Origin of the sequence: Aliiglaciecola sp. 3_MG-2023 (assembly GCF_030548205.1) — a bacterium.
Lineage (GTDB): Bacteria > Pseudomonadota > Gammaproteobacteria > Enterobacterales > Alteromonadaceae > Aliiglaciecola.
Genome location: NZ_JAUORV010000017.1, coordinates 1 through 14,556, shown reverse-complemented (window position 1 = coordinate 14,556; position 14,556 = coordinate 1). Strand labels below are relative to the sequence as shown.

General features: G+C 41.0%; 13 protein-coding genes and 1 tRNA gene. All 14 read left to right on the top strand.

What is annotated here, in order from left to right; translation table 11 throughout:
- Positions 1-93: 93 nt before the first annotated feature.
- The 14 genes from Q4574_RS17405 to Q4574_RS17340 all read left to right on the top strand — a co-directional run bounded on the left by Q4574_RS17405 (position 94) and on the right by Q4574_RS17340 (position 14,472).
- A complete protein-coding gene (locus Q4574_RS17405; RefSeq protein WP_303475880.1) occupies positions 94-1,074 on the top strand; it encodes a transposase in 981 nt (326 codons plus the stop codon).
- 964 nt (positions 1,075-2,038) lie between these two features.
- Positions 2,039-2,737 carry a CpcT/CpeT family chromophore lyase gene (locus tag Q4574_RS17400; protein ID WP_303475877.1) on the top strand — a complete coding sequence of 233 codons (699 nt, stop codon included), beginning with the start codon at positions 2,039-2,041 and terminating at the stop codon, positions 2,735-2,737.
- 547 nt (positions 2,738-3,284) lie between these two features.
- On the top strand, positions 3,285-4,052 hold the full coding sequence (locus Q4574_RS17395; RefSeq protein WP_303475874.1) for a DUF3450 domain-containing protein: 768 nt from the start codon (positions 3,285-3,287) through the stop codon (positions 4,050-4,052).
- A 13-nt stretch (positions 4,053-4,065) separates the two neighbouring features.
- On the top strand, positions 4,066-5,442 hold the full coding sequence (locus tag Q4574_RS17390) for a MotA/TolQ/ExbB proton channel family protein (protein WP_303475871.1): 1,377 nt from the start codon (positions 4,066-4,068) through the stop codon (positions 5,440-5,442).
- Between the two features lie 4 nt (positions 5,443-5,446).
- Positions 5,447-5,968: a MotA/TolQ/ExbB proton channel family protein gene (locus Q4574_RS17385; protein ID WP_216046392.1), complete on the top strand. Its 522-nt coding sequence runs from the start codon at positions 5,447-5,449 to the stop codon at positions 5,966-5,968.
- A 30-nt stretch (positions 5,969-5,998) separates the two neighbouring features.
- Complete coding sequence (locus Q4574_RS17380; protein ID WP_008845615.1) at positions 5,999-6,400, top strand: biopolymer transporter ExbD; 402 nt, start codon at positions 5,999-6,001, stop codon at positions 6,398-6,400.
- Positions 6,401-6,406: 6 nt separating this feature from the next.
- Positions 6,407-7,015, top strand: a complete 609-nt coding sequence (locus Q4574_RS17375; protein WP_303475865.1) for an energy transducer TonB — start codon at positions 6,407-6,409, stop codon at positions 7,013-7,015.
- 13 nt (positions 7,016-7,028) lie between these two features.
- Positions 7,029-8,342 carry a lipopolysaccharide assembly protein LapB gene (locus tag Q4574_RS17370; protein ID WP_303475863.1) on the top strand — a complete coding sequence of 438 codons (1,314 nt, stop codon included), beginning with the start codon at positions 7,029-7,031 and terminating at the stop codon, positions 8,340-8,342.
- Positions 8,343-8,533: 191 nt separating this feature from the next.
- Positions 8,534-9,106 carry a DUF4136 domain-containing protein gene (locus tag Q4574_RS17365; protein ID WP_303475861.1) on the top strand — a complete coding sequence of 191 codons (573 nt, stop codon included), beginning with the start codon at positions 8,534-8,536 and terminating at the stop codon, positions 9,104-9,106.
- A gap of 96 nt (positions 9,107-9,202) precedes the next feature.
- Positions 9,203-11,362 carry a S9 family peptidase gene (locus Q4574_RS17360; protein ID WP_303475859.1) on the top strand — a complete coding sequence of 720 codons (2,160 nt, stop codon included), beginning with the start codon at positions 9,203-9,205 and terminating at the stop codon, positions 11,360-11,362.
- Positions 11,363-11,544: 182 nt separating this feature from the next.
- Positions 11,545-12,531: a UDP-N-acetylmuramate dehydrogenase gene (gene murB / locus Q4574_RS17355; RefSeq protein ID WP_303475857.1), complete on the top strand. Its 987-nt coding sequence runs from the start codon at positions 11,545-11,547 to the stop codon at positions 12,529-12,531.
- Positions 12,528-13,496, top strand: a complete 969-nt coding sequence (gene birA / locus Q4574_RS17350) for a bifunctional biotin--[acetyl-CoA-carboxylase] ligase/biotin operon repressor BirA (protein ID WP_303475855.1) — start codon at positions 12,528-12,530, stop codon at positions 13,494-13,496. Before murB ends, birA begins: the two co-directional genes overlap by 4 nt.
- Positions 13,480-14,208, top strand: coding sequence for a type III pantothenate kinase (locus Q4574_RS17345; protein ID WP_303475851.1), 729 nt, complete (start codon positions 13,480-13,482; stop codon positions 14,206-14,208). Before birA ends, Q4574_RS17345 begins: the two co-directional genes overlap by 17 nt.
- A 188-nt stretch (positions 14,209-14,396) precedes the next feature.
- A tRNA-Thr gene (locus tag Q4574_RS17340) sits at positions 14,397-14,472 on the top strand.
- Positions 14,473-14,556 lie beyond the last annotated feature (84 nt).

Genomic DNA, 14,556 nt, shown 5'->3' with positions numbered 1-14,556 from the left:
CACCCACTTTAAATAAGGCAACCAAGAAGTTGTGGCAGTTTTTTCTATTTGTTCTAAGCTTTAGATTACTAAAACAACCATGGATGGTTCGTTATGCCGCAGTCACGTAAATCTCAAATTAGTCTTGTTGATACGCCTTATTACCATTGCGTTTCCCGGTGTGTTCGTCGCTCATTTTTGTGCGGTGAAGATGAATATACGGGACAAAGTTATGAACATAGACGAGGTTGGGTAGAGCGGCGTTTGATGCATTTGGCCAATGTTTTTGCAATTGATGTATGTGCCTATGCTGTCATGAGTAATCATACCCATATTGTTTTATGTGTTGATAAACAAGATGCAGCCACTTGGTCACCGAAAGAAGTCCTGTATCGTTGGCATCAACTGCACAAAGGTACCTTGCTTAGTCAACGATTTATGAATGGCGAGTCACTCAGTCAAAGTGAGCTACTCACTTTACATGAAACGATTAACATCTATCGTAAACGCTTGTACGACATCAGTTGGTTCATGCGTAACCTCAATGAATACATCGCCAGAGAAGCAAACAAAGAAGATGAGTGCACTGGACGATTTTGGGAAGGTAGATTTAAATCTCAGGCTTTGTTAGACGAATCGGCCGTCCTCGCCTGCATGGCCTATGTAGATCTAAACCCTATCCGGGCGAAGCTACGAAAAACACCAAAAACCTCAAAATACACCAGCATACAACAACGTATTCAGGCTTTAATTAAAGGTGAACAACCTCAAAACTTGATGCAATTTGTGGGAAATCACAAACAAGATACAACTAAAGGTATTGCGTTTAGCTTAATTGATTATTGTGAACTCGTAGACTGCACAGGCAGGTGCATTCGAGAAGACAAAACTGGTTATATTGAACAGCAGTATAGCCCTATTTTAGAAAGTCTTGGATTAAACTCGAAGCAATGGCTTACGCTTACTACAGAGTTTGAAAAACATTTTTACTCAGCAGTAGGTAATGAACAAATGATGTACCAATTTAAACAGCATACTGGCCATCAACGAATACGTGGAATAGCAAAGGCCAAAGCTTTATTACAACACTCCTAAACAAAAAAACATCCAAATTTGTTTTAATCATCCTAACCATAGGTAATTTTTTGCTGCCTGCAATACGCGCTAAAAGAATGTAATCGCTTTATATAGCCCCATTATTTCAGTTTTCTATTCGAACTCTCATTCAAAGCAATAATAAAGAGCATCGTTTTGTTTTTAGCGGTTGGTTTTAGGATCGCTTATTCATCAACTTGGGTGTCTAATTAATTATCAACTTGGGTGTCTAATTAATTATCCTCAAATTATGGGTGTCTAAATAATTAAGCGGTTAACCAAAGTAAAGAAGCGAAGATAACAATCACTAAGTTTAGTTTTACAATATTATTCAATGTGTAGGAAGAGTTTGAGTGAAATTGTTTCAGCATTATAAGTCCTTTAATTTTCTTACGCATCAACTGCGAATACTCTGAGGTTGATTAATACGCTGTATCTAAATAGACAGTAAAGATACAAAACAAAAGTGCAGAAACTGTGCAAAATGAATGAATAGAATTAGGAAGTGAATACTGGTGAGAGCTAGCCCAAAATGGATCATCTAACTTTCAAAGGCAGCGATTGTCAGTACTAATAATTTGTAACATTATTAATTGATTTAGAATTTGCGAATATTATTACTCGGGAAATTAGCTTGCATTTAATAGTGACTAGCTTTTAATCATCCACTCTACTGATCCTTGAAAGTTGCTATTCCATGGGGGGAGGGCGCCCCTGAATTACTTTTTTCACTGTTCTTTTTACGTTTCTTCTTAAGTATATTTTCCTCATTTAATCATCAGAAAATAGAGATAACATCTCTAGAGCTATTGCCATAATGATATTGCTTTAGTGTTTTTGCTGTGTACTATAAATTTAATTATCCGATCAGGGTAATTGCTGCTTACTCATATTTAGACTGCTGCTGATGGTTTTCAGTTGGTATGTTCAGAGCATATATAATAATTTACAAAGGCGTATAGTTATGAAAATCATAAAAAACTTACTGATAACTTTAGTGATCTCTGCAGCAGGACTGTTGTCTGCTCAAGCTCAAAACCTTGAAGACGAAACAATGTTAAAGAAATTCGTCCAGTGGCATTTAGGCTTTACTACAAATGTTCAACAACGGGATAAAGATCTCGCCGCCAAAGCAGAACCACGTTGGGGATTAAGCGAACTACGTTTCCAACGCATTTGGCATAAACGCAATGATGGCTATTGGATCTATTATGAAACCAGTCAACCCGATGTCAGACCCGACCGTAATCAAATTTGGCACTTATATCGTAATGACTTTGGAAATTTAAAAGTAGATTTATACTCTTTCAAAAACATAAAGCATGGCTTGTCTTTTTGGGGAAAAGGTGATGATCCTGAAGCCTTTGAAACTATCAAAATGGACGAACTTTCCACGGTAGCCGGTTGCAATGCAACCTATCATTGGATTCCTGAATTTGCGCGTTTTTCAGGGGTTAATACGCACCAAAAGTGCTTCACTATTGGTAAGTCATACTTACTTCAACATGTGGAAATTTCCAAAATGAAAGACGGAACTCTGGTGCGCAATGATTGGCATTCATTTTACGATGAAAATGGTGTGGCCAAGCAAGGAGCTAAGTTTAAGCGCGGTGATCAAGGGCCCACTATCCATTTATATACAGAAACCTATGACCTTAATTAAACACTTTTAATGTAATAAATTAAACGTGAAAGCAGTCAAATAGTTAGATGACTGCTTTTATATGAAATTTTATAACCTGCGCTAGGTAACCTCTACCATGTATTGGTTTGCTGAACTTCAATTGTCCTTCTGATTGCCTAAATTAACACAATAATCATGTTCTGGTATTCCTCTGCTTAGCTACCTCTGTTTGTTAGCTTTTGTGATTCACTTTTTTGTTAAATTACTGATTTTTATCGGTTTTTCTAGTTAGTTGCCTAAAAATTCAGCGAAGTTGTCACATAACCGTAAAAAACGACCTGTTGATGATAGTTTTTTGCTCTCTGATTTTATCGAATAAAACTTTAGATACGAACAGTTGAAAACACACTTTAGTTATTAAAAACAGCTGCTTATGTTCCTTATTTAGCTCATTTTTTGATTCGGCGGTAGTTATCTACATTCTATTAGGTTTTGTAATAATACTGTCACACTATGCCCCTATCCTTGCCCTCAGATTTTATTGTTGGTTGTAAACCAACCCGATTCCACTCTAGGGTTTGATTGTATGAAACTTATAAAAACATTGTCTGCAGCACTGTTCGTTAGTCTGTTGACTGGTCAAGCTGCCGTTGCGCAGCAGGACAAAGAATTGCAACCTGTGGTTGATGCCGCAGCTGAAATTAATGAATCTGCCGCTGATTCCCAATCAAAGATCAACAATATTACTGATCAAATTGGCAGCAAGTTGCAGCAATTTAAAACTATCAACAAAGAAATTGACGGCTTGATGGTTTACAACGAGCAACTGCGAAAGCAAATCGCCAATCAACAACAGGAAATGTTGGATTTAAATAATGCGATTGATGAAGTCAGTGTTATTGAGCGTCAGATTACCCCTTTGATGATTCGCATGATTGATGGATTAGCACAGTTTGTGGAATTAGATGTGCCGTTTTTAGGCGAAGAGCGCGCTAACCGCATCATTGATCTACGTAACATGATGGACCGTGCAGACGTTGCTCCTTCAGAAAAATTCAGACGCGTAATGGAAGCTTATCAAGTTGAAATGGATTACGGTCGCACCTTAGAAGCTTATCCTGGTTTGCACACTATTGAAGGCCAGGAAAGAAACGTGGACTTCCTGCGTATCGGCAGAACAGCGCTTATATACCAAACTCGTGATGCAAGTATGCAGGGAATTTGGAATAAACAAACTCGTCAGTGGGAACCTCTTTCTTCTGACTACCGCACCCAAATCACTAAAGGTCTGAGAATGGCCAAGAAACAAATGGCACCTGATTTGTTGATGTTACCAGTTGCGATTACGGATTAAGAGAGTAGACACCATGAGAAAATTATTTAGAAATACTGCTGTTCTTTTGGTCGCTACTTTTGCCGGAGCTACCTTCGCTCAGGAAAGTAAACCACTAGATTTAGATGCATTGCTTAAACAATTAGAGCAAGGCCAATATCAACAGAACCAACAGAATACTCAGCGTGAAAAAGAGTTTGTACAAAAGCGCGCAGAGCAAGATCAAATGCTACGAGACGTAACCTCAAAGCGCAATGGTGAGTTGAATACGTCAGAGAAGCTAGAAACACAATTCGAAGAAAATGAGTTCAAATTAGCTGATTTGAATGACGCTTTAGATAAACGCCTGGGTTCTTTAAAAGAATTATTCGGTGTGTTGCAGCAGGTTGCTGGTGACACCAAGAATAAATTTTATAACTCAACGGTTTCTGCGCAAATCTCCGGTCGTTCTGAGTTTTTAGATGAGATGGCACAATCAATGGGGACTAGTTCTAAATTGGCCTCAATTGAAGAAATAGAACGTGTGTGGTTTGAAATTCAGCGTGAAATGACTGAATCAGGTAAGGTGACTAAATTCACTACCGATGTTGTTGAAGCGGGTGGCGCTAAAGTTAACAAAGAAGTGGTTCGAGTTGGACCTTTTGCTTTGGTTTCTGACGGTAAATACCTTAAATACGAAGGCGAAACTGATACTGTAGCTGAATTAATTCGTCAACCTGCAGACCGCTATACAAGCAGCGCAGCAGCCTTACAAAGTTCTGATGGAGAATTGGTTTCTTTCGGATTAGATCCAACAGGCGGCACTATTTTAGGCTTGCTAGTACAAGCGCCAAGTCTTGAAGAACGTATCCATCAAGGTGACCTTGTAGGTTACATTATTATTGCTGTCGGAGCTGTAGGTATCTTGGTTGCTTTCTGGCGCTTTGTAGTACTAACCCTTGTAGGTGCGAAAGTGAATTCGCAACTCAAATCTAGCAAAATCTCCGAAGGCAATCCTTTAGGCCGAGTGCTTAAAGTAAAAGATGAGCATCCAAATGCTGACACTGAAGCCCTGGAATTGCATTTGACCGAGGCAATCTTAGCTGAAGTACCTAAACTAGGCCGTTTCTTAACGCTTGTGAAGATGATTTCAGTCGTCGCTCCTCTAGGTGGATTACTAGGAACGGTGACCGGTATGATTGTGACCTTCCAACAAATTACGTTATTTGGTACAGGCGACCCGAAAATTATGGCCGGCGGTATTTCATCGGCATTGATTACAACTGTTCTAGGTTTGGTTGTCGCAATTCCTACCACACTGCTTTATGCACTGCTTAATACCCAAAGCAAAAATATCGTAGCGATATTGCAAGAACAAGCAGCGGGAGTCATTGCCGAAAGAGCAGAAACTCAGTCTGGCACAAAGGCATAAGACGATGTTTGTAGAAATCTTTGAATCAATAAGAGACTTCACTGAAACGGGTGGGATTATCCTTCTGATAATCGGTGCACTGATTTTCGTGATGTGGATTTTGATACTCGAACGGATTTTCTATGTGACATATGGTCATAAGCAATTTAAAAAGCAGACCATTTCCACGTGGCAAGCTCGGAGTGATCGAAACTCATGGAATGCCCATCAAATTAGACAGGCAATGATTTCCAGAGTCAGTCTTAAGTTGCGTTTCAGTTTGCCCATTATTCAGGCACTAGTTGCCCTATGTCCTTTATTGGGACTAATGGGAACTGTAACGGGAATGATAGTGGTATTTGATGTAATGGCAATGTCTGGCGGTGGTAATGCCCGTTCTATGGCCGCAGGGGTTTCCCAAGCCACTATACCAACAATGGCTGGTATGGTCGGGGCGTTATCTGGCGTATTTGCGTCTACATGGCTAACGCGAACTGCAAAAACCGAACGTTTACATCTAGAAGATGCATTGGAGATTCAACGCTAGGGCTTAGGCCTGCGTGAAGAAAGAGTATTTATGAGAAAAATTCAGAATTTAGTTGAAGAAGAAGAAGCAACAATCGATATGACACCGATGTTGGACGTCGTATTTATCATGTTGATCTTCTTTATCGTAACTGCATCATTCGTTAAAGAATCAGGTATCGATGTAAACCGACCTGAAGCGGCAACAGCAGTGAAGAAAGATCGTGCAAACATCTTAGTGGCAATTAGCGACAAAGGTGAAATTTGGATTAATAAACGCAGAGTCGACGTGCGCGCAGTGCAAGCAAACATTGAACGCTTAAAAGCCGAAAACCCACAAGGTACTGTGGTGATTCAAGCTGATCGCAAAGCGACCACTGAAACGCTTATTAAAGTCATGGATGCATCGCGAGCCGCGGGTGTCTACGACGTTTCTATCGCAGCACAAGAGTAAAATATAATGGCAAGACTCCTTCTGGCAGTTGTAGTGGCGTTTTTCATCACGGTAAGTTTGTTTTTCTTAATGCAAGCGCTTATCGCCAGTGGTGACCAGACGTTAGAAGACCCTAAGCCTGGTGCAGTACTTGATTTCGTGCGCCTGAAAAAAGAAGAAACCGTGGAGCAAAAAGATCGCAAACCACGTAAGCCACCACCACCTAAAGAGCCGCCACCACAGATGGAACAACCGCAAATGGATTCACCTACGCCTGATGCTGATGGCAGCGGCATAGCGTTTGAAGCTGATGTGGGTGGCGATGTGGCCCTGGGTGGGGGATTAGCGCTAGAGTCTGGTGATGGTGAATATCTTCCTATCGTTAAAGTTGCGCCAGTGTACCCGCGCAGAGCGTTATCTCGCGGTATTGAAGGCTTTGTAATTGTTGAATTTACGGTATCTAAATTAGGGGCGGTAAAAGACATTCGCGTAGTCGAAGCTACGCCCCCGGATATTTTCAATCAAGCGGCGATGGATGCGGCTATGAAATTCAAATATAAACCGAGAGTCGTCAATGGTGAACCAGCTGAAGTGTCTGGTGTGCAAAACCGCATTACTTTCCAGATTGATGGTTAACTAAGAGGCACGCATGAAAATAACACAATGCATTTTAGCCATCTTATTGGCAAGCTCATTTACACTGGTATCTTCATTTGTCACTGCTCCAAAGGCGGTTGCTCAAGATAACAGTGCAAGTGAAAGAAAAACGCGCAGAACGCCAGCCCTTCGTACTCGTGTGTACGACCAATTGGCAAGAGCACAAAAAGTCGCCGATGAAGGTAATACCGAAGAGGCGCTAGAAATATTAGATGTAGTAAAGTCAAAAGAAAGCTCAATGAATAGCTATGAGTTGGCTATGCTACATAATTTCTATGGCTTTATTTACTACAATGCGGAAGATTATGACAAAGCGATAGCGTCATTTGAAACTGTTGTAGAGCAACAGCCTATCCCTGAATCATTTGAGCAGAGCACGTTGTTTAGTTTGGCTCAGTTGCAAATGATGCGTGGTAACTATGACAAAACCATTGAATACCTTGAACGGTGGGAAGCGTTACAGCCAGGTAAGTTACCGGTTAAAAATTTAGTGCTTAAAGCGCAAGCTATGTACCAGAAAAAAGACTATCAAGCCGCATCTGAATATATTAATGAAGCGATTTTGCAGCAAGAAAATAGTGAAGAAGGCTATAAGGTAGACGAAAACTGGTATGTATTACAGCGGGCTATTTATTATGAATTAAAGCAGCCTGAAAAAGTTACTAAAGTGCTGGAAAAGATGGTTAAGCTATTTGATCGTCCAGAGTATTGGGTGCAACTTGCAGGCATGTATGGTGAGTTAGGGTTTGAAAAGAAACAGCTTGCGATTCTTGAAGCTGCTTACCAAAGTGATTACATCAATAAAGCCTCAGACGTTTTCAATTTGGCGCAACTTTATTACTATCATCAAGTACCCTACAAAGGTGCCAGATTAATGGAACAAGCCATGGAGAATGGCGTTCTAGAGAAAAACCTGCGTAACTTGAAGTTTTTAGCGCAAACATGGACCCTTGCGAAAGAAAATGAAAAAGCAGTTCCAGTAATGCGTTCTGCTGCTGCTTTATCTGAAGATGGCGAACTGGATGCCCAACTAGCGCAAATCTTGTTAAATATGGATAGATTTGAAGAAGCCATTGAAAGTGCCCAAAAGGCATTAGAAAAAGGTGGTTTACGGAATCAGGGTACCACCCACCTGGTATTGGGAATGTCCTACTTTAATCAGAAACGTTATGTGGATGCGTTAAATCAGTTAGCTGAAGCAGAAAAACACCCTACCAGTCGTGGTATGGCGCAGCAATGGCGTAAATTCGTTCAGTCTGAAAAGTCCTCAACCGAACAATTACAAGCCGAATTAAGCGCCTCTTAAACCGCTTTAAAATAGACAAATATACCAATCCGTATTGTCATTCACTGACATGCGGATTGTATTCCTTTGTGAAACTCAACTAAACTTGTGGCTAAACTTAGGGTCATACATAGTGATCATTTTTGTTTCCCTCGAGTATTAATCAATTCATAGTGCAATGAATTGAAAGTTGATTACACCAAGGAATTCCCATGTTAAGCCAATTTACTAATTTTTCAGAAAAGCTAAGCCAGATCATGATCTTGTGTATTGGACTTGGTTTGCTCAGTGCATGTAGCTCAAACAATATAGTGATGGACACCGATCAAAATACCAATTTTGGTGCTTTTAAAAGTTATTCTGTGGTCTCTCGAAACCAAGAAGACAGCTTGAGTGCCAATCGTCTTATTAGCCAAGTGTCGCAGTTTTTAGAAGCGAATAACAAACTCGTAGGTGACGTTGGTTATACCGATGCGCTCGTAGAACTCGACCACTATATTGATTACCGAGAAAACGACAGCAGTTTTTCAATCGGCCTTGGCACCGGTTCTTTTGGACGTTCTGGTGGCGTAAGCATTGGAGGGGGAGTGAGTTTACCCATAGGCGCAGATCAAATACCCGTGGCCGTCGTCAGTATGAAAGTTTTGATAAACGATAGGTTAGTTTGGTCAGCAACGAATCATCACGACTTTAAAACCGACAATAGTGCTAGTTTAGCTAAAGCACAGACTGTCGCCATTAATGAGCTTCTTGAGCGCTTTCCTTTGTCTCGAAATGGATCTTAAATCTAGGTTTACAATAAGTTACTTATTTTATCTGGTAAATTTTTTCACGCACCGTATTATTAACGTTTAAAAAAAATAAATAGGGACATTCGACCAATGCGCTTAGCACTCACCATACTGGCACCGGTTTTATTATTAACCGCCTGTGCAAACGATAAAGAACCCGAAATGCAAACTTATCCCAGATTAAAACAACTCACCGTTGCAGCTCCTGTGGCTGCTAAACAAGATTATACGGCAAAATATCACGGTAAAGCGCTAAACGACCCTTACCACTGGCTTAAAGACTCCGGCTATCCGGAAGTTAATGATAAGCCTATTATTGATTATTTGACTGAAGAAAATGCCTATTTCGACCAATTTTTAGCACCAAACAAGCAGCTAGTTGATACCATTTTTGAAGAATTCAAAGGACGTACAAACGAACAGGAAGAGTCCGTTCCGTGGATTGACAACGGATACGAATATCGTTGGCATTATCGCGAGGGGGAAGAATACCGTACACGCAGTCGCAAAAATATTGCGACGGGTGAAGAAGCCGTTATTCTAGATGAAACTGAATTGGCTAAGGATTTTGAATATTTCAGTTTAGGTGACTGGGATGTGAGCCCGGATAATCGCTTGTTAGTGTATTCTTTCAATACCGACGGCGCCGAACGATACAAAGCGCGTATCATTGATCTGCAAACAGGAAAATACTTAACAGATGAAGTTACTGAACTCAGCGGCTCGGTAGCATTCAGTGCCGATAGCCAGTCGATCATTTATGGCAAATTAGAGAAAGACAAATGGCGAACAGCAAGTGTAAATGTTCACAAAATTGGTAGTGCCCAAGCTGAGGATAAAATATTAATCAGTGAAGCTGATGATGGTTTTTTCTTAGGGTTTAATTACTCGAGCGATCAAGAGTATTTAATTCTTGCTTCAGGACAGCGAGAAGTTACTGAATATCACGTGTTGCCGAGTAACGATTTGTTAGCCACGCCAACTAAATTAATTGCCAGGGAACAAGAATTTTCCGCCACCCTAGACCATGCAAATGGTAAGTTTTACCTTTTAGCTAACGATACTCATAAGAATTTTCGGTTTGTAAGCGTAGATGATGACCAACCCTCTTACGATAATTGGCAGACACTAATCGAGGGTACTGACGACCTTTATCTATTAGGCATGCAAACGTTTAAGGGATTCATCGCATTGCAGGCCAGAGAAAAAGGAATTGATAAAATTCGAATCTTAGATTATCAGGGAAACTCCCATGATATCGCTTTCCCTGAGCAAGTTTACTCGGCTGCTCTAGGCAATAGCTCTGAGTTTGAACAAGACTTTGTGCGTGTTGATTATGAATCTATGGTAACGCCTGAAACTGTGTTTGATTATCAGGTTAGCGATAAAAACCTGCAAACCAGAAAAGTAACGTCGATTCCATCTGGTTATGACAAATCTCAGTACGTTACTGAGCGTCTTATGGCTCCATCGAGAGACGGTGTAGAGATCCCGATTTCAGTGGTGTATAAAAAAGGGTTCAAAAAGGACGGTGAACAACCATTGCACCTTTATGGTTACGGGGCGTATGGGATCACGGTTCCTCCGGGCTTCTCTACCCTTAGACTGAGTTTATTGGATCGGGGGTTTGCATACGCCATCGCCCATGTTCGCGGTAGTGACATCTTGGGGTACCAATGGTATTTGGACGGTAAACTTGAAAAACGCAACAATGCCTTTAATGATTTTGTTGATGCGGCTGAGTATCTAATTAAAGAAAACTATGTCTCTGAGGGTAATATTTCTATTTCAGGACGTAGCGCCGGCGGCGAATTAATGGGCGCGGTTACTAATCAAGCTCCACAGTTATGGCGCTCAGTCACTCTCGGCGTGCCTTTTGTTGACGTACTCAATACTATGCTCGACGCTTCGTTGCCGTTAACACCACCAGAATGGTCAGAGTGGGGTAACCCCATAGAAGACTCTGCGGCATACGATCTCATCGCAAGTTACTCTCCTTACGATAACATTGAAGCTAAGGAATACCCTCCGATGTTGGTCAGCGGCGGAATAAACGACCCCCGCGTAACATACTGGGAACCTGCTAAGTGGACGGCTAAAATGCGTGAATTAAAGACTGATGACAACCTGCTTATCATGCGAATTAATATGGGGGCGGGACATTTTGCCAATAGTGGTCGCTATGGCAGATTACGCGATTACGCAGAAGAATTTGCGTTTATTTTAAAAAGTCATGAAATAGACCAATAAATAATCTAGTTAAAAATGCACTAAGCCCGATTCATATCGGGCTTTTTATTTTCGGGGAGTTGAGCCGGATAAAGCACCTATTTAGCTGAAATTCTAAGCAATTATCTGAGCAAACTAAACGCAACACTTGTTACCCATAGCTTATTTTCGTTAAACTGTGCAAAAATATCTTGGAAGCAACCTTGCATTCACTCACACCCCTGCACACTTTTGGGCTATCTGCTCGTAGTAAAAAATTGATATCAGTTGATAATGATTTCTCTATTCTAAAGAGCATTGACGCACCATTATGGATCCTAGGCGAAGGCAGTAATTGTGTCTTTCTGGAGGATTTTGACGGTACTGTTATTAAAGTGGACTCCAAGGGTAAGACAATCAAGGAGTTTAGTGATTATTTTCAATTAACCGTCAATAGTGGCGAAAATTGGCACCAATTAGTCTGCTTTTGCATGCAAAACGGTATTTTTGGATTGGAAAACCTTGCTTTAATTCCGGGTTCTGTGGGCGCGGCTCCGATACAGAATATTGGTGCATATGGTGTTGAGTTAAATCAATTTATTAAGCAAGTTGTATGTATTGATATTGACAGCGGCGAACAACAGGTGCTGGCCAATGAAGAATGTAAGTTTGGTTACCGAGATAGTATTTTCAAACGTCAATTAGCTGGGAAGGTTATTATCACTCAGGTAGTGCTGCATATTCCCAAACGCTGGCAAGCATGTAATCACTACGGCGAGTTAGCCAAACTGAAGCAACCTAGCCCTGAACAAATCTTTGCGCAAGTGGTCGCTATTCGTCAAGCTAAGCTGCCCGATCCTAAGGATATTGGCAATGCGGGTAGCTTTTTTAAAAACCCTTTAGTGAGCAATAAGCATTTTGCAAGTTTGCAGTGCGACTGGCCTGATTTACCCTGTTATTCGGTGGATCATAATAGCGTTAAAGTACCTGCTGCTTGGTTAATTGACCATCTTGGATTAAAGGGTAAACAAATAGGTGGTATTCAGTGTCACCCAAGCCAGCCCCTGGTACTTACTAACAATGGCACAGGCAGTGGCGCTGAGTTGTTAGAGATGGCCCGTCATATTCAAGCTAAGGTAGAAAGCACTTTTTCTATCCACTTAGAAAATGAAGTCAATTTAATCGGTAACAAAGGGTTGGTAAAGCTGTGACCTTTAATTTTTCGCGTACCCTAATTTTGCAACGTTTGGCTGACGGACAATTCCATTCAGGAGAGGTGTTAGGAAAGGAACTCGGATTGAGCCGAGCGGCTGTTTCAAAACACATCAAAGGCCTATGTGATTTAGGTTTGGATATATTCAGTGTGACAGGAAAAGGCTATCGATTAGCTAAACCCTTAACCTTATTAGAACATCGTAAAATTGCGCAGTTATTACCACAAATCATGCAGTCCCAAATTAACGTGCAAAATGTTATCGATTCAACCAATCAATTTATCAGAGATATGAAGGTTACTCCGAGCAACGGTTATGTGTGTTTAGCTGAGGCCCAGACAGCCGGTAGAGGACGAAGAGGACGCACTTGGGTGTCTCCCTATGGCTCTAGTATTTATATGTCGATGTTCTGGTCTTTTGCTGGTGGATATCAGGCAATCAACGGGTTAAGTTTAGTAATAGGTATTGCTGTAGTGAGGGCATTGCAAACGCTTTCTGTAAAAGGCGCAATGCTTAAATGGCCAAACGATGTTTATCTTCAAGATAAAAAGCTTGCAGGTATTTTAGTTGAAGTGGAAGGGCAAATGGGCTCTGCCTGTGATTGTATTCTAGGGATAGGGTTGAATATTGATTTACCTACCAAAGACTTAGAAATTGATCAGCCCTGGATAGATTTGGCGCAAGCAACAGGTTTGGTTATTGACCGTAATAAACTCGCGGCAACGTTGATCGATGAGTTAATCAAAGCACTAGTTATATTTGAAACTAAAGGTTTAACACCTTTCATTAGTCAGTGGGCGGATTTGGATTACTTCTACAACAAACCTGTGAAATTAATGATTGGTAATCAATGTGTGTTTGGCAAAGTGAAGGGGATTGATAACGACGGGGCTCTTTTGCTTGAAAGAGACGGAAAAATCGAAACTTACCATGGAGGCGAAATCAGTGTCCGGCCCGCATAATCGATTACTGATAGATGTTGGTAATAGCCGGATTAAGTACGCTGCAGTTGATCCTTTAGGTGCAAAAATAGCAACTCAAGTATGTGATTCTATTGAAAATTTAAAAAGCCAAATTAGCAGTGCTGAATATGTAATCGCCGCCAGTGTGCAAAATGATGAGGTAATACTTAAAATTAAGCAGCTGTGTTTGTCTCATAATGTTCCCTTTAAACAGGTCACTACTCAAGCGTCAGCCTTTGGTATTAGTTGTGCCTATGAGCAGTTCCAGACGCTAGGTGTTGATCGTTGGCTTGCGGTATTAGGAGCGCGTCTTCATACCCAATTGCCAGTAGCTATTTTAGATCTGGGCACAGCGGCAACCTGCGATCTGGTAGTGGGAGAACAACACTTAGGCGGATGGATAGCCCCAGGTTTTAAATTGATGCGTACAGCAGTGACCAGTCAAACTTCTAAAGTATTTGGTGATAATCACACACCTGATGGTTTAACCCTCGGAAAAAGCACTCCTGAGTGTGTCAATATGGGAGGGTTGGCTATGTTAGAAGGATTTTTACACAGCACTCGCAAATTAATTAGTCGTTATGCCGATGATTACCGAATATTTTTGTGTGGCGGTGATGGCGAATTACTAGAAAATTGTGTTGATGAGAAAGTGTTATTTAAACCTGATTTGGTTTTAGAGGGATTAAGTCGCTTTATTCCTGAAAAATAATTTAAAAAAATTTATTCAAAATTGCTGTAAAAAAGCACAATTATTTTCGCCATTTCTTGTCTTCAGTAGGTTTTTTAGGCAACTAAACCATTTATTTAAATAAATCTGCATTTTTTCCTTATTTTTTCCAAATATGCTCTTGCACCCTTAGGATCATTACTCTAGAATGCGCACCCACTTGATGCAGTGCCGACTTAGCTCAGTTGGTAGAGCAACTGACTTGTAATCAGTAGGTCGCCAGTTCGACTCCGGCAGTCGGCACCATCAATCCTGGAGGGGTACCCAAGCGGTCAACGGGAGCAGACTGTAAATCTGCCGGCTCAGCCTTCGCAGGTTCGAATCCTGCCC

What these genes read in the sequence shown, in the direction of transcription:
- Q4574_RS17385 (WP_216046392.1), top strand. Translation starts at nt 5,447, where the DNA reads ATGTTTGTAGAAATCTTTGAATCAATAAGAGACTTCACTGAAACGGGT.
- Q4574_RS17360 (WP_303475859.1), top strand. Translation starts at nt 9,203, where the DNA reads ATGCGCTTAGCACTCACCATACTGGCACCGGTTTTATTATTAACCGCC.
- Q4574_RS17365 (WP_303475861.1), top strand. Translation starts at nt 8,534, where the DNA reads ATGTTAAGCCAATTTACTAATTTTTCAGAAAAGCTAAGCCAGATCATG.
- Q4574_RS17380 (WP_008845615.1), top strand. Translation starts at nt 5,999, where the DNA reads ATGAGAAAAATTCAGAATTTAGTTGAAGAAGAAGAAGCAACAATCGAT.
- Q4574_RS17400 (WP_303475877.1), top strand. Translation starts at nt 2,039, where the DNA reads ATGAAAATCATAAAAAACTTACTGATAACTTTAGTGATCTCTGCAGCA.
- Q4574_RS17390 (WP_303475871.1), top strand. Translation starts at nt 4,066, where the DNA reads ATGAGAAAATTATTTAGAAATACTGCTGTTCTTTTGGTCGCTACTTTT.
- Q4574_RS17405 (WP_303475880.1), top strand. Translation starts at nt 94, where the DNA reads ATGCCGCAGTCACGTAAATCTCAAATTAGTCTTGTTGATACGCCTTAT.
- Q4574_RS17375 (WP_303475865.1), top strand. Translation starts at nt 6,407, where the DNA reads ATGGCAAGACTCCTTCTGGCAGTTGTAGTGGCGTTTTTCATCACGGTA.
- Q4574_RS17370 (WP_303475863.1), top strand. Translation starts at nt 7,029, where the DNA reads ATGAAAATAACACAATGCATTTTAGCCATCTTATTGGCAAGCTCATTT.
- Q4574_RS17395 (WP_303475874.1), top strand. Translation starts at nt 3,285, where the DNA reads ATGAAACTTATAAAAACATTGTCTGCAGCACTGTTCGTTAGTCTGTTG.